Source organism: Mesorhizobium sp. GW821-FHT04C10, from assembly GCF_059420305.1.
The window spans coordinates 2,471,338-2,486,143 of sequence record NZ_JBWKTL010000001.1 but is presented as its reverse complement, the minus strand read 5'-3'; the positions used below and the strand labels follow the sequence as shown (position 1 = coordinate 2,486,143).

Annotated in this window: 16 protein-coding genes; 10 read left to right on the top strand and 6 right to left on the bottom strand. The window is 64.5% G+C overall.

Annotated elements, in window-relative coordinates:
• The first annotated feature begins 13 nt into the window (after positions 1–13).
• Both AC07UC_RS11935 and AC07UC_RS11930 read left to right on the top strand, forming a co-directional pair.
• Positions 14–1,189, top strand: coding sequence for an MFS transporter (locus AC07UC_RS11935; protein WP_494905847.1), 1,176 nt, complete (start codon positions 14–16; stop codon positions 1,187–1,189).
• 113 nt (positions 1,190–1,302) lie between these two features.
• Positions 1,303–2,358, top strand: a complete 1,056-nt coding sequence (locus tag AC07UC_RS11930; protein WP_494905845.1) for a M14 family metallopeptidase — start codon at positions 1,303–1,305, stop codon at positions 2,356–2,358.
• A gap of 270 nt (positions 2,359–2,628) precedes the next feature.
• On the opposite strand, the gene AC07UC_RS11925 is transcribed toward AC07UC_RS11930, so the two are convergent.
• Positions 2,629–3,399, bottom strand: coding sequence for an isocitrate lyase/PEP mutase family protein (locus tag AC07UC_RS11925; RefSeq protein ID WP_494905843.1), 771 nt, complete (start codon positions 3,397–3,399; stop codon positions 2,629–2,631).
• A 68-nt stretch (positions 3,400–3,467) separates the two neighbouring features.
• Here AC07UC_RS11925 and AC07UC_RS11920 point away from each other — a divergent pair, with 68 nt between their 5' ends.
• The 3 genes from AC07UC_RS11920 to AC07UC_RS11910 all read left to right on the top strand — a co-directional run bounded on the left by AC07UC_RS11920 (position 3,468) and on the right by AC07UC_RS11910 (position 6,862).
• On the top strand, positions 3,468–3,593 hold the full coding sequence (locus AC07UC_RS11920) for a hypothetical protein (RefSeq protein ID WP_274609153.1): 126 nt from the start codon (positions 3,468–3,470) through the stop codon (positions 3,591–3,593).
• A 127-nt stretch (positions 3,594–3,720) separates the two neighbouring features.
• Entirely contained in the window at positions 3,721–5,910 is a 2,190-nt protein-coding gene (locus AC07UC_RS11915) for an anthranilate synthase (protein ID WP_494905840.1), read from the top strand.
• Between the two features lie 4 nt (positions 5,911–5,914).
• On the top strand, positions 5,915–6,862 hold the full coding sequence (locus tag AC07UC_RS11910) for a cation diffusion facilitator family transporter (protein WP_140771536.1): 948 nt from the start codon (positions 5,915–5,917) through the stop codon (positions 6,860–6,862).
• A 156-nt stretch (positions 6,863–7,018) separates the two neighbouring features.
• On the opposite strand, the gene AC07UC_RS11905 is transcribed toward AC07UC_RS11910, so the two are convergent.
• The gene (locus tag AC07UC_RS11905; RefSeq protein ID WP_494905838.1) at positions 7,019–8,122 is read right to left on the bottom strand and encodes a hypothetical protein; all 1,104 of its coding nucleotides are present in this window, start codon (positions 8,120–8,122) and stop codon (positions 7,019–7,021) included.
• Positions 8,123–8,217: 95 nt separating this feature from the next.
• On the opposite strand from AC07UC_RS11905, the gene AC07UC_RS11900 reads away from it, so the two are divergent.
• The 5 genes from AC07UC_RS11900 to AC07UC_RS11880 all read left to right on the top strand — a co-directional run bounded on the left by AC07UC_RS11900 (position 8,218) and on the right by AC07UC_RS11880 (position 11,359).
• A complete protein-coding gene (locus AC07UC_RS11900; RefSeq protein ID WP_494905836.1) occupies positions 8,218–8,655 on the top strand; it encodes a DsrE family protein in 438 nt (145 codons plus the stop codon).
• 63 nt (positions 8,656–8,718) lie between these two features.
• A complete protein-coding gene (locus AC07UC_RS11895) occupies positions 8,719–9,501 on the top strand; it encodes an SDR family NAD(P)-dependent oxidoreductase (protein WP_202326087.1) in 783 nt (260 codons plus the stop codon).
• A 64-nt stretch (positions 9,502–9,565) separates the two neighbouring features.
• On the top strand, positions 9,566–9,874 hold the full coding sequence (locus tag AC07UC_RS11890) for a putative quinol monooxygenase (protein WP_140771544.1): 309 nt from the start codon (positions 9,566–9,568) through the stop codon (positions 9,872–9,874).
• A 47-nt stretch (positions 9,875–9,921) separates the two neighbouring features.
• Positions 9,922–10,164: a type II toxin-antitoxin system Phd/YefM family antitoxin gene (locus AC07UC_RS11885; protein ID WP_202326086.1), complete on the top strand. Its 243-nt coding sequence runs from the start codon at positions 9,922–9,924 to the stop codon at positions 10,162–10,164.
• Positions 10,165–10,255: 91 nt separating this feature from the next.
• The gene (locus AC07UC_RS11880) at positions 10,256–11,359 is read left to right on the top strand and encodes an AbrB family transcriptional regulator (protein ID WP_494905833.1); all 1,104 of its coding nucleotides are present in this window, start codon (positions 10,256–10,258) and stop codon (positions 11,357–11,359) included.
• 22 nt (positions 11,360–11,381) lie between these two features.
• On the opposite strand, the gene AC07UC_RS11875 is transcribed toward AC07UC_RS11880, so the two are convergent.
• The 4 genes from AC07UC_RS11875 to AC07UC_RS11860 form a co-directional block, all read right to left on the bottom strand.
• Entirely contained in the window at positions 11,382–12,461 is a 1,080-nt protein-coding gene (locus AC07UC_RS11875) for an SIP domain-containing protein (RefSeq protein ID WP_494905831.1), read from the bottom strand.
• A 148-nt stretch (positions 12,462–12,609) separates the two neighbouring features.
• Positions 12,610–13,899 (bottom strand): MFS transporter, encoded by a 1,290-nt coding sequence (locus AC07UC_RS11870; protein WP_494905830.1) that lies wholly within the window; start codon positions 13,897–13,899, stop codon positions 12,610–12,612.
• Positions 13,896–14,225, bottom strand: coding sequence for a hypothetical protein (locus tag AC07UC_RS11865; RefSeq protein ID WP_494905829.1), 330 nt, complete (start codon positions 14,223–14,225; stop codon positions 13,896–13,898). The genes AC07UC_RS11870 and AC07UC_RS11865 overlap by 4 nt, the downstream gene beginning before the upstream one ends.
• A gap of 1 nt (position 14,226) precedes the next feature.
• Entirely contained in the window at positions 14,227–14,790 is a 564-nt protein-coding gene (locus AC07UC_RS11860) for a cysteine hydrolase family protein (protein ID WP_494905828.1), read from the bottom strand.
• Between the last annotated feature and the right edge of the window lie 16 nt (positions 14,791–14,806).

The window sequence follows — 14,806 nt, the reverse complement described above, 5'->3', positions numbered from 1 at the left end:
GTCTGGACGCCCCATGCCCTTGCCGATCCTTGCGCTTGCCATTGCGTCTTTCTGCATCGGCACCACCGAGTTCGTCATCATGGGCCTGCTGCCGGAGGTCGCCGCCGACCTTCGCGTGTCGATCCCGTCGGCCGGCTTGCTGGTCACGGGCTATGCACTGGGCGTCGTCTTCGGCGCGCCGATCGTCGCCATGGCCACCGCGCATCTGCCGCGCAAGCCGGTGCTGGTCGGGCTGACGGCTTCATTCGTCGTCGGCAATCTGTTTTGCGCCATCGCGCCTGATTATTGGACGCTGATGGCGGCGCGTGTCTTCACCGCTTTTGGGCACGGCGCCTTCTTCGGCATCGGCTCGGTCGTTGCCGCCAGCCTGGTGCCGCGCAACAAGCGCGCCAGCGCCATGGCGCTGATGTTCGCCGGCCTGACGCTTTCGAACATTCTGGGCGTTCCTGCTGGCACAGCCCTTGGCGAAGCATTCGGCTGGCGCTCCACATTCATCGCCGTTGTCGGCATCGGTCTGATCTCGGTCGCGGCCATCGCCTGGCTGGTGCCGTCGGATGTCGCTGAGCCGAGCGGCGGTGGCTTGCGCGGCGAGCTGCGCGTGCTGGGCAGGTTGCAGGTCTGGCTGGCGATGCTGATCGCCTCGCTGGCCTCGGCCAGCCTGTTTGCCGTGTTCACCTACATCAAGCCCTATCTGACCGACGTGTCGGGCCTGTCCACCTCGGCCGTTACCTGGGTGCTCCTGCTGTTCGGCGCCGGCATGACGATCGGCAACATCATTGGTGGGCGGCTGGCCGACTGGAAGCTGATGCCGACCGTCATCGGCACGCTGCTTTTGATGGCGGTGCTGTTCGTCGGTTTCATGCAGTTCGGCGCCATCGCAAGTGTGGCCATCGGCATCGTCTTCCTGTGGGGCTTGCTCATTTTCGTCGTCGTGCCGCCGCTGCAGATCCGCGTCGTCGAGGCGGCCTCGGAAGGGCCGAACCTTGCCGCCACGCTGAACCAGGGCGCCTTCAATGTCGGCAATGCCGGCGGCGCCTGGATTGGCGGCGTGGCCCTGTCGGCAGGCGTTTCTTACGCCAATCTGCCGCTGGTCGGCGCGGTGCTCGCCTTGCTGGCTGTCACCGTGGCAGTGCTGTCGCAGGCATTGGACCGGCGCGCGCCCGTCCCGCTCCAGGCTGCCGCGGAATAGACGTCTCTTTCGTCAGAGGGACAGAAATCTTGCGCCCATAGCGCGGCCTGCTGGACCAATCGACATCGATGGCCTCAAATGGGCATGTCTTCTTGCTCTTGATGGAGGAAGTCATGCAGAAATCGATCGAACGCATCGCCGGTGATAGCGAAGGCGTTTCCTACGAATTCCCGGTGTTCCACTTCACAGGCAGCGACAAGGCGGCGCCCTCGGCCTATCTGCAGGCGGCACTCCATGCCGGCGAACTGCCAGGCGTCGTCGCCATCGACGCGCTGATGCCGGCGCTGAACAAGGCGGAGGCCGAAGGCCGCATCAGGGGCAGCATAACCATCGTGCCGTGGGCCAACCCGATCGGCCGCGCGCAATATCATTTCGGCGAGCACCAGGGCCGCTTCCATCTGGGTACTCGCACCAATTTCAACCGCGGCTTTCCGCTGCTTGCCGCGCCCGACACCAAGCTCTTGCCGGACACCGCGTTTGGCGGCGCCGACCAGCGGCTGAAGTCACGCCTGGTGCAGTTGTCGCTGGGCCACGACATCGTGCTCGACCTGCATTGCGATGACGAGGGCCTTGCCTATCTCTACGTCCACACCAGCCTGTGGCCTGATATGGCCGATTGCGCCGCCGCCATGGGTGTCGATGCGGTCGTGCTGTGGAGCGAGGATACCGACGGCACCTTTGAGGGCGCCTCGATCATGCCGTACCAGAACGTTCCCGCCGATGTGGCGAGGTTCGACCGGCGCGTCGCCACCACGGTCGAATATCGCGGCATCATCGACGTCGATGGCGCCCTGGCCAAAGCCGACGCCGAAGGCCTCTACCGGCTGCTGGTGGCGCGCGGCGTGATCGCCGACAGCACGCTCCCCGCACCCGGCCCTTTCACCGGCACTGTGGCCCCCCTGGAAAACATCGACATGATGCCCGCGCCACGGGCCGGTGCTGTGCTCTATGACGTGAAGCCCGGCGACCGTGTCGCCAGGGGCACGCGCCTCGCCACCATCGTCCACGCGCCGGGCGAAGCCGATGGCCGCGCGGAAGTGTTCGCGCCGCAGGACGGCATCATCCTGACCCGCCGCTCGCGCCGCATCGTCCGCGCCGGCGAGGACCTTCTGAAGCTGGTCGGCGACAGGAAGAGCGCCGACGCAAGGTCGGGTACGCTGGAGGATTGAGGAGCTTGCCTAGTAGTTTGCCGAAGCGTCCCAAAGCTTCGTCATTCTAGGGCGAAGCAAGGAGCGAAGCGACGCGGCGCAGACCCTAGAATCCATGCCGTTACATCTGAGCGCCGCAGCGGTGCAGAATTCTGCTCCGCTGCACTCCACGTCTAAGGTCACGGAATGGATCCCAGGGTCTCCGCGACGGAGCTTCGCTCCTGCTTCGCCCTAGGATGATGAAGTAGGAGGTCTCCGCTCGCCCCCTACTGCCTGCCATGTGCAGCACCTCTAACCAGAAATCGCCAGCCGCGCTTTCGCCTCCAGCCATTCGGCCATCTGCCGGTAAGGCACCGGGCCATGGCTGATGCGGGCGACGCCGAGTTCGGCCAGCCGCTGGCGCGGCGGCACATGTGCCAATGCGATGATGTTGACCGGCAGGGCCGTGGCCTTGCAGAGCGTCTCGATCAAGCCCTCGTCGCCAAGACCCGGTGCGAAAAAGCCATTCGCTCCGGCCTTTTCATACGCCTGCGCCCGCTCGATGGCCTGATCGAGCAGTTCGTCGTCATGCGCGTCCGGCTTCGCCTTGAGAAAAATGTCGGTGCGTGCGTTTAGGAATGCCGGAATGCCGGAAGCCTTCACGGCAGCGGCGGCGGCTTCAATGCGCGTTACCTGGACGACGATGTCGTGCAGGCCACTGCCGCCGACAATCTGGTCTTCGAAATTGAAACCGATGGCACCGGCGCGCAATGCCAACGTCACCGTGCGAGCAACGAATTCGGGATCGACGCCGTAGCCACCCTCGAGGTCCATCGTCACCGGCAGGTCGACCGCCGCCACGATACGCTTGATGTTGTCGAGTGCCAGTTCCAGCGGGATCTTCTCGCCATCGGCATAGCCGAACGCTGCCGCGACCGGCCAGCTTCCGGTGGCGATCGCCTTGGCGCCGGCCTTCTCCACGATCTTGGCCGAGCCCGGATCCCAGGCATTGTAGAGAACGATCGGGTTGCCCTTCACGTGAAGGGAATGGAACGTCCGCGCACGCTCGGCCTGTTCGGTCATTGGTGTTTCCCGTTTTCGTATTGTTGAAGGTCCAGCCTAGACGCGACCGCCGGCTCTGGCGATGTGCCATGAGCCTGGGAACCGGCGGCCACCGAAGAGGCTTTTCAAATCAGTTGCGCATCCAGTTTTTCGCCGCTATGGATTTCGCCATGAACATGCGTTCGACCAAGACCATTTGGTGGTGGGCCTGCTGACAGCGGCCTGTTCGAACGCGCGTGCGTGAAAAGAGAGGGTGGCCGCAACGGAAAGTCCGGGCGGCCATTTGTTTTTTTCCAAGCCAGTCCCGGGTCCGTTGCCCCAACAAGCCAGATGGAGACGGCAATGACGATGAAGGTTCTGGAGAACGGCGCTGAAAGCTTCGTGACCGCGGGTGGCATCACCATCACCCGCGAGCGCCACGACCGGCCCTATGCAGGCGCGATCGACACTTATGTCGACGGGCTGAATTCGCGCCGCGGTGCCGTGTTTTCCTCGAATTACGAATATCCCGGCCGCTATACGCGTTGGGACACGGCCATCATCGATCCGCCTCTGGTCATCTCCGCGCGCGGTCGCGCCATGCGCATCGAGGCGCTGAACGGGCGTGGCGAAGCCCTGTTGCCGGTCGTCGGCAAGACGCTGGTTGGCCTTGCAGACGTCACCATCGCCGAGACGACCAGGAAGCTGATCCGCCTCGATGTCGCCAAACCGGGCCGTGTCTTCACCGAAGAGGAGCGCAGCCGCGTGCCTTCGGTCTTTACTGTGCTGCGTGCCATCACCGCTTTGTTCAAGACAGCGGAAGACGCCAATCTCGGCCTCTATGGCGCCTTCGGCTACGACCTCGCCTTCCAGTTCGACCCAGTCGACTACAAGCTCGAGCGCAAGCCGAGCCAGCGCGATCTCGTGCTGTTCCTGCCTGACGAGATCCTGGTCGTCGACCATTATTCGGCCAAGGCCTGGACCGACCGCTACGACTATTCAGGCGAGGGTTTTTCCACCGAAGGCCTGCCGCGCGACGAAATCGCCGAGCCGTTCCAGACCGCCGACCGCATCCCGCCGCGCGGCGACCATGAGCCCGGCGAATATGCCAACCTTGTGCGGCGCGCGATGGACTCGTTCAAGCGCGGCGACCTGTTCGAGGTCGTTCCCGGCCAGATGTTCTACGAGCGGTGCGAGACGCAGCCATCCGAGATTTCGCGCAAGCTGAAGTCGATCAACCCTTCGCCCTATTCGTTCTTCATCAATCTGGGCGAAGGCGAATACCTGATCGGCGCCTCGCCGGAAATGTTCGTGCGCGTCAACGGCCGCCGTGTCGAGACCTGCCCGATCTCGGGCACCATCAAGCGCGGCGACGACGCCATTTCCGATAGCGAGCAGATCCTGAAGCTGCTCAACTCCAAGAAGGACGAGTCCGAGCTCACAATGTGCTCGGACGTCGACCGCAACGACAAGTCGCGCGTCTGCGAGCCGGGCTCGGTGCGCGTCATCGGCCGCCGCCAGATCGAGATGTATTCGCGCCTGATCCATACCGTGGATCACATCGAGGGCCGGCTGCGCGAAGGCATGGATGCCTTCGATGCCTTTCTCTCGCATGCCTGGGCGGTCACCGTCACCGGCGCGCCGAAACTGTGGGCGATGCGCTTCATCGAGCAGAACGAGAAAAGCCCCCGCGCCTGGTATGGCGGCGCCATCGGCATGGTCAATTTCAACGGCGACATGAACACCGGCCTGACCTTGCGCACCATCCGCATCAAGGACGGCATCGCCGAGGTGCGCGCCGGCGCCACATTGCTCTTCGACAGCATTCCCGAGGAAGAAGAAGCCGAAACCGAATTGAAGGCATCCGCCATGCTCTCCGCCATCCGCGACGCCAAGACGGGCAATTCCACCAGCACCGAGCGCACCACCGCGCGCGTCGGCGACGGCGTCAACATCCTGCTCGTCGATCATGAGGATAGTTTCGTCCACACGCTGGCCAACTACTTCCGCCAGACCGGCGCCAATGTCTCGACCGTGCGCACGCCGGTGCCGGAGGAAGTCTTCGAGCGGCTGAAGCCGGATCTCGTCGTGCTGTCGCCCGGACCCGGCACGCCGAAGGATTTCGACTGCGCCGCCACCATCAAGAAGGCGCGCGCCCGCGACCTGCCGATCTTCGGCGTCTGCCTCGGCCTGCAGGCACTGGCCGAGGCCTATGGCGGGGAATTGCGCCAGTTGCACATCCCGATGCACGGCAAGCCCTCGCGCATCCGCGTCTCAAAGCCGGGCATCATCTTCTCCGGCCTGCCCAAGGAAGTCACCGTCGGCCGCTACCATTCGATCTTCGCCGATCCGGTGCGGCTGCCCGACGACTTCATCGTCACGGCGGAAACAGAGGACGGCGTGATCATGGCCTTCGAACATCGCAAGGAGCCGATCGCCGCGGTGCAGTTCCACCCGGAATCGATCATGACGCTCGGCCACAATGCCGGCATGCGCATCATCGAGAACATCGTCGCCCATTTGCCGCGCAAGGCCAAGGAAAAGGCAGCCTGACGAAATGGCCGAAGCCGAGAACGCCATGATGATCGCGACGAAAGCCGCCGGCAAGCGCAAGGTCGCCAACCTTGCCTTCTGGTCGATCGTGATCGCCTTTGTCGTGCTCGCGTTGAAGGTCGCCGCCTGGTACGTCACCGGCTCCGTCGCGCTCTATTCGGACGCGCTGGAATCCATCGTCAACGTCATTGCCTCGGTCGCCGCCTTCTGGGCGATCCAGGTCAGCTACAAGCCGGCCGACCAGGACCACCCGTTCGGCCATCACAAGGCCGAGTATTTCTCGGCCGTACTGGAAGGCGTGCTGATCGTCGTCGCCGCCCTTTTGATCCTGAACGAGGTCTGGCGCTCCTGGCAAACGCCGGCGCCGCTTGAGCAGCCCTGGAAAGGACTTGCCATCAATGGCGTCGCGACCGCCATCAATGCCTTCTGGGCCTGGACGCTGATCCGAGTCGGCCGGGCCGAGAAATCGCCGGCGCTGGTCGCCGACGGCAATCATATCATGACCGATGTGGTGACCTCGATCGGCGTCTTCGGCGGCCTGGTCGGCGCAATCCTGACCGGCTGGCAGATCCTCGATCCGGCACTTGCCGTCATCGTCGCGCTCAACATCCTGTGGCAGGGCTGGCACGTCATCGGCTCGTCGATGAACGGGCTGATGGACCGCGCCGTCGACACGCAGGAACATATGCGCATCCGCGACATCATCTCGGCCAACTGCAAGGGCGCGCTGGAGGTGCACGACCTCAAGACACGCATCGCCGGCCGCGCCACCTTCATCGAGTTCCATCTGGTCGTCGACGCCGACATGTCCGTCGGCGCCAGCCACGTCATCTGCGACCGCATCGAGGACGCGCTGAAAGCCGAAATCCCCTCGGTGCGCGTCACCATCCATGTCGAGCCAGATGATGAGGCGAAACTGCCCAAGGGCACGACGGCCGTGCCGTTCGCGTAGCCTCGCGCTAGCCTGAGGCCTGTCGAGATTCAGGTCAGGCCGAGTCGAGAATGGTGGCTTCCGAGAACCGGAGCGGAGCGTACTCAAAGTACGTGAGCACCGGAAGCGCAGGAAGCCGCCATTCGCAGGCCGGCCTCACCTGAATATCGGCAGGCCTCAAGGTGCGCAGGCCGATTGCGGCATTGGCTCCAGCCGATAGACCTTGTCGTCCGACTTCGTCTTGCCGTCGGCGGCCTTGGAGCACAGATCGACGATCGCCAGGCTGCTATTGGGATTGGCCAGCATCATCATGCCGTTGGCGCCGCGCTTGAGGTAGATTTCCTTCTGCGCGATGTCGCAGGCAAAATCGCTCATCTTCGAGCTTGCCGCGCAACGCCACTGGTCGGCCTCGCCCTGGCAGGAATAGGTCTGCGTGACCTTGGTCCCATTCTTTCTGGTCGTCACTGACACGGCAATGTCGGCGCCGTCGGGCCAGTTGGCGGCGTCGCCGCTGGAGGCGAAGGATGCCAGCTCCACCGGTCCGCGGAAAACCCGGATCGACTGCGTCAGCTGGTTGGGGTGCGAACTCATATGGGCCGCGTCATAGTCGCGCCCATAGCAGAAGGGCTGGTCTGGCTTCAGCCGCACGCGCAACGGGTCCCCAAGCGCCGGATCAATGGGATCGATGCGTGCGAACTCGGCCTTGCAGGTCGCGGCCGGCATCGGGTCAAGGCGGAAATTGTCATCCTCCGAGCCGAGCGCCTGGCGGTTGTATTCCGCCTTGCCGAGTTGCTCCTCCGAGTCCGGATCGAGGTAGATATCGGAAGACAGATCTGAGAGGAGCAGCCGGCCCTTGTCGTCGACTTTCAGCGAGGCCAGCGTACGGTCGCAATCCATGCCACAGCGGATCGGGCCTGATGTGCCGTCCTCGGATTCATGATTGCACCAGCCGCCGGCCCATTCCGGCGCCTTGGCGCCACGCACCGTGGTGGAGAGAAAGCCATTGTAGGACGTGTCGGCGTTTGCCGTGGGCTCTTCGTTCGGCCGGCTGACCGGGTCATGGCCGTAGTAGAAGAAGATCCGCGCCACCTTCTGCTTCGGATGCGCCTTGAGATGGGCTGCGTCATAGACCCGCCCGAAACAGGCGTCCGCTCCGTTCGGGCTGAGTTCCCTGAGTTTAAGCGTGTCGCCGGCGACTGCCGTGCCTGATAGCAAACCGAGCAGCACCACGCCAAATCCAGCGCCCGCAATCGTCCTCCATTCCCCTGCCCTGAACGTCATGTGATCCCTCCTCGCATCGACAGGACGTAGCGTCAATTTATGCTAGTATTGCGGCCGGAGCCACGCAAATCGCGGTGAAATTGGAGGAGGAAGCCATGCGCCGGCGTGACATGTTCCGCGCGGTTCTTGCCGGAACCGGAACGTTTCTTGGCTTGCGGGCGGTGCAGGCGGCGGCCATCGAGCCCGCCAGGCTGAAGGTCGCCTATCACCTGAGCGATGTGGACAAGGTCAATTTCGTGCTCGGCAACATCAAGAACCACTATGAGGGCACCGGCGGCAATGTCGACATCGTGCTGGTCGTGCATGGCCCGGCCCTGGCCGCCTTCAAGTCTAAGGGCATATCAGCCGCGGTCTCCGGCCGCTTCGCCGGCCTGGTGCGGCAGGGGCTCGAGCCGCAAGCCTGCGCCAACACCATGCAAGGCATGGACATTTCGCTCACCGACCTGCTCGACGGCTTCCATGCCGCCGACAAGGGCGGCGTCGTCAAGCTCGCGGAACTGCAAAGCCAGGGCTATGCCTATCTCCGGCCATAGTGCACAGTCTCGACCATGGGACCTGGAACGGCTGGTCCCGTTGAACGCTCCGGAGGACCGACAGTGCCCACCACGACCGCGCTTACCATCCCCGATCTCGCCGGCAAGGCGGTGCTGGTCACCGGCGCCTCGACCGGCATAGGCGCGGCACTCGCACTGGCCTATGCCGCGCAGAAATCCAAGGTGGCGCTGCATTACAATTCGAGCCAGGAGGCCGCCGAGAAACTTGGCAAGACCATTCGCGACAGCGGCGGCGAGGTCTTCCTCGTCCAGGGCGATTTTTCCCTGCCCGCCGATGTCGAACGCGTCGTCGAGGACAGTGCGCGGCATTTCGGCCGTCTCGACGGACTGGTCAACAATGCCGGCGGCATGCTCGGCCGCATACCCTACGCCGAGCAGACCGAAGCGCATTACGACGCGGTGATGGACCTCAACGCCCGCTCGGTGCTGACCGCCTCCCGCAAGGCAATCCCGTGGCTGAAGAAGCAGGGCGGCTTCATCGTCAACACCTCCTCGATCGCCGCGCGCAATGGCGCGGGCGGCGGTGCCGGTCTCTACGGTTCGGCCAAGGCCTTCGTCTCCAATGTGACACGCGGCATGGCCAAGGAGCTGATCGGCTTCGGCATCCGCGTCAACGCCGTGGCGCCCGGTACCATTCTCACCCCGTTCCACGAGCGCTATTCGACCGAGGAGCAGATCAAGGGCATGGTCGCCACAATTCCGCAGGGGCGGGCTGGCACGGCGCAAGACTGCGTCGGCGCCTATCTGTTCCTCTCATCGGACCTGTTGAGCGGCTACATCACCGGCCAGGTGATCGAGGTGAATGGCGGCCAGTTGATGCCGTGACCCGTGAATTGCATACTGGCGCCCTGCATACTCCTTTCGCGCCAATCCCAGGGGGAGACAAGGAATGTACGGACTGATCGGCAAGATGCGGGCAGCGCGCGGCCAGCGCGACGCGGTCATGGATGTGCTGCGCGCCAGCACCGGCGCCCTGCCCGGCTGCCTGAGCTACATCGTCGCCACCGATCCGGCCGATGCCGACGCGATCTGGGTGACCGAAGTGTGGACGGATCAGGCAAGCCACAAGGCTTCCCTGCAGCTTCCGGAAGTCCAGGCGGCCATCGCCAAGGCCCGCCCCTTCATCGCCGGCTTCGAGTTCCAAGTGGAGACCCACCCCGTCGGCGGCTTCGGGTTGGTCGACGGCAAGACGAGCTGAGCCGGACAGCTAAGGCCCGCACAGTGTCGGTCATTGAGGAGCAACCTTTGACGCGGACGGTCAACATTCGCGATGCGAAAGCCCATCCGTCGCGCCTCGTAAGACAGGTAGCCAAAGGTGAGTCGTTCATCATCACCAACGCCGGCAAGCCATTGGCCAGAATCGTGCCTATCGATCAGCCCGCACCGCAGAAGCGACGGGTTGGTTTTATGACCGGCCTTTCCGTCGCTGAAGATTTCGACCGCATGGGTCGCGATGAGATCGAGCAACGGTTCGGCGCCGACATATGAAAGCTGTTACTCGGCGCCTGGACGCGTGAAACCATCATTTTTTCGGTAAACCGTGGTTCGCATTTTCACGCGCCAGGTCTAAGACCAAACTATGGATTCCTCGGCCGAGTCTCCACCCCAGGACCAGCCCGCCACCGAGCGCATGGCGCGGATGGGCAAGCCTTGGCAATGGCTGGTTCTGCTCACCATCTCCGCTCTGTTTGCCGGTGCGCTCGAACTCGCCGCTCTGCCGGCGGCGCTGCTGATCGGGCCGATGCTGGCGGCGATCGTCGCTGGCACCAATGGCGCCACGGTGCGCGTGCCGCGCCTGCTGTTCGGCTCCGCCCAGGCCATTGTCGGCTGTCTCGTCGCCGCGTCGATCTCGGCCGACATCTTTCCCGTCTTCTACGCAGAGTGGCCGCTGTTCCTGGGCGTTGTGATCGCAACGGTCGCGGCCTCCAGCCTGCTTGGCTGGCTGATCAGCCGCTGGCGCATCCTGCCCGGCACCACCGCCGTCTGGGGCTCCTCGCCGGGTGCCGCCACCGCCATGGTGCTGATGGCCGGCGCCTTCGGCGCCGACCAGCGGCTTGTCGCTTTCATGCAGTATCTGCGCGTCATTTTCGTTTCGATGACGGCCGCCATCGTCGCCAAGATGTGGGTCGACACATCGGGCATCGAAATCCCGCCCATCATCTGGTTTCCGCCGATCGATGCCCAGGCCTTCGCCGCCACGTCAGGCATCGCGCTGGTCGGCGGCCTGGCGGGCAAGCTCTGCCGGCTGCCCTCGCCCTCCTTCCTCGGCACCTTCATCTTCGGCAGCGTCATCCATCTCGGTCTTGGCGTCGAGATGCAGTTGCCGCCCTGGCTGCTGGCTATCAGCTACGCCATGGTCGGCTGGTCGATCGGGCTGAATTTCACCAGGCCGATCCTGCGCCATGCGACGCGGGCCTTGCCCCAGATCATCGCCTCGATCGTGGCGCTGATCGCATTCTGCGGCGGGCTCGCCTTCCTGATCAGCCATCTCCTGGGCATCGATCCGCTGACGGCCTATCTGGCGACCAGCCCCGGCGGCATGGACAGCGTGGCCATCATTGCCGCCGCGGCGCAGAACGTCGACATCTCCTTCGTCATGGCGCTGCAGTCAGCGCGCTTCCTGATCGTGCTGCTCGTCGGCCCGAGCGTCGCGCGTCTGGTGGCCAGAAGCATCCGGGACTGATCGGCTTCAGCGCATCGGCGCCCTATTCCTCGCCGCCGCCGTTCTCGCCTTGCGCGCCGCGACGCCAATAGGCGGTGACCATATGCCTGTCGCGTGGCAGGCCCCACTCCTTGCGCACGATCTTGCGCAGTTCGCGGAAATCGGTGAATTCGCATCCGGCCCAGACGAAGAGGCCGTCGGCAAGTGCTGCGTGACTGCGCTCGCGCAGGGCGGCCGGCAGCAGGCCGGCGGTGCCAGCTTCACGGCCGTGCCGGTAGAACCAGCTGATATCGATGTTCTCGCCTTGCGGCAGCGCGATCCGGTCGTCCGGCCCATCGACCTCGATGAGCGCCTCGGCTCGGCTTGCCGGCGGCAGATGCTCGAGGATCCGGCCGATGGCGGGCAGCGCGGTGTCGTCGCCGACCAGAAGCAGGGTTCCTGCCTCCGGCGCATCGCCGCCCCCGGGCCCGATCATGCCGATCACGTCTCCCGCCCGTGCATTCTGCGCGAAGATGGCGGCCGGCGTATCCTGGCCGGGATGCAGCACGAAATCGACATCGAACCAGCCGCTTGCCGCATCGATCGCCCGGATCGTGTAGACCCGTATGGTGAGCGCATCCTCCCCCGCGGGCCAGACAAGCAGGCCGTCAGGGCCCACGGAGGGCCAGACCGGCCGCCGGCCGCGCGGCGGCAACAGCAGCCGCATGTGCAGGCCGCCATGGGTGAAGCGGTCGAGATCCGTGCCTGCGAAGCGCAGGCGCTGCATGTGCGGCGAAATCGGCGCCGACGACATCACCGTGATCTCGCGGAAGAAGACCGGCGTGCCGGCGTCGCTGCCATCGCCTTGCCAGCGCAATCCGCTGGCCGTGCCGAGATGCCGCGCGACATGGCCGGCAACCGTCATCTTCATGTAGGAGAGGCAGGTCTCGTCGATCGCCGCGACACGGATGAGCATGGCGTCGCCCTCGCGCATCGCGCTCACCGACCCGTAATACAGGCGAAGCTCCCATCGATCGGCGGCGCCGGTTTCGATCTCGAATTCGCGGTGCTCGGCGCGTAGACGCTCGATCGCCGACCTGATCGCCTCGTCGCTGATGCGGGTCTGCGCACTCAACTGGTCCATCGCTGAAATCCCTCGATAGCGCTTCAAACGAAGCCGCCGAAAGATCCTGGCCTCGTTGCCATCACGGGGCATGCCACAGCGCCGCCGGGGTTTCCATCAAAAACTTGACTTAAGTAATCATATTTTTATCGGACCGCCGGAGAAGACACTATCCGGCCTCTGCCGGCTCGGCTTTGCCATCGTCGAGGTCGAAGCGGAGACGTCCGGCCTCGATCCGCACGCGCAAGTGGCGATACCTCGCGAGATAGCGAACTCCGACGAGAGCCGCCGCAAAGCCGGCAATGGCGGCCACGCCGAGCGCCCAGCGTGGGCCGACATCATCGGCCACCCAGCCGACTACCGGCGCGCCTAGAGCGGTGCCGCCCAGCGTTATGGCCAGCAGGATCGCCATCACGCGTCCACGCATGGCAGGTTCGGTTGAAAGCTGCACCAGGCCGATCGTCGAGGTGGTCATCGTCTGCGCCGAGACGCCGATGACAACGAGCGCCAGGCCGAACAGCCAGTAATTGGGCATGATCGCGGCCAGGCTGAAGCCAAAGCCGAAGATCGCGGCGCCCGCCAGAAGAAACGCCAGGCGGGGCTGCTCGCGCCGGGCCGCCAGCAATGCGCCGGTGACCGATCCGATCGCCATGGTCGACATCAACAGCCCGTACTGGCCGGCGCCCGCGTGAAAGACGGAAACGGACATGGTTGAAATGAAGATCGGGAAGTTGAGCCCGAACGTACCAATCAGGAAAAGCATCAAAAGGATGGCTTTGAGGTCAGGACGCTTCCAGACATAGGCAAAACCCTCGGCAAGCCTGCCGCGGCTCCGCTGCGTCTTGTCCTTCAGGTGAAGCTCACCGAGGCGCAGCAGGCCGAGCGAGGCAAGGACCGCGGCAAACGATGCCGCGTTGATCAGGAACACCCAGCCGGAGCCGACGGAGGCGATCAGGGCGCCGGCGACGGCAGGCCCGATCATGCGCGCGACATTGAACGAGGTGGAATTCAACGCCACGGCATTCGACAGGTCTGTCTCGCCGACCAGATCGGAGACGAATGTCTGACGGGCCGGCGCGTCGAACGCCGTCGTGCAGCCAAGCAGGAATGCGAACACATAGACGTGCCACAATTGCACGAGCCCGGCGACGGTGAGCAGGCCAAGGCCGAGCGCGAGCAGGCCCATGGCGGCTTGCGTGGCGAGCAGCAGCTTGCGCCGGTCGAGATGATCGGCGGCAAAGCCCGTCCATGGCAGCAGCAGGATCTGCGGCGCGAACTGCAGCGCCATCACCACGCCCATGGCGGTCGCGTTGTTGTGGGTCAGTTGGGTCAGCACCAGCCAGTCCTGGGCGGTGCGCTGCATCCAGGTTCCCACATTGGACACGATCGCGCCACCGGCCCAGATCCGGTAGTTGAAATTGGCCAGCGAACGGAACGTGCCTTTTGTCTGACCGCTCATCCGTCAACCGGGGCATTGCCGCCGTTGAAGCGGCCGAACATGCGTGCCGTCGCCACCCCCATGAGGAGGGTGCCCAACCCCAACGCGACGACATCAGCCGTGGATCGCAGGTCGAAATCTCCGACACGCACCACCAGCAGGTAACCGATGGCCAGGTTCAGAAATCCCCACAGGGTATTCACTGTCGAGGAGGAATGGCCCTGGCCGCGCGGCTTGGCGAAGGGACTTTGAAAAGGCCGCCCCATCACGCCGCTGACGAAATGCGGCACGGCATTCGTCAGCACGGCGCCACCAAGGAAATAGGACACGTAGTCGATCCATTGCATGTCAGGCACTCCCCTTGGCCAGGAGATCGAGGATGTCCTGTGTCCTGCCGTTTTCGCCCAGCCTCGGGAAAATATTCGCAGTGCTGTTGGTGTGGGCATCGAGGCTCATGTCGGTCATGGCATCGACGGCGAGCGTGACGTTGAACCCGAGATCGCGCGCGTGACGGGCGGTCGCTTCGACGCCCATGCTGGTGGAGACGCCGGCGATCACCACCTGGGTGACGCCCTCGCCCTTCAGCCAGGCTTCGAGATCGGTGTTGACGAAGGCGTCCACGGTGCGTTTGGTCACGATGTGATCCTCCCGCTGCTGCTTCAGTTCGGGGACAAGATCAGTCCAGCCGGCGGGAAATTCCCGCACGCGCGGCGCCTGCTCCGTCCGGCCCGAAGGCGCGCCGGCGACGTTGACGAGCACGACCGGCAAGGCGCGGCCGCGGAACGCGTCGGCGAGCGCGCCGGCCCGCTGTATGACGTCGCCGACCGGATGGGCACAGGGTAGCGAAACAATGCCCTTTTGCAGATCGATGACGATGAGTGCGGTCTTCGGGTCAAGCGTGGTGACTGCCATTATGCTTCCTTTCGGC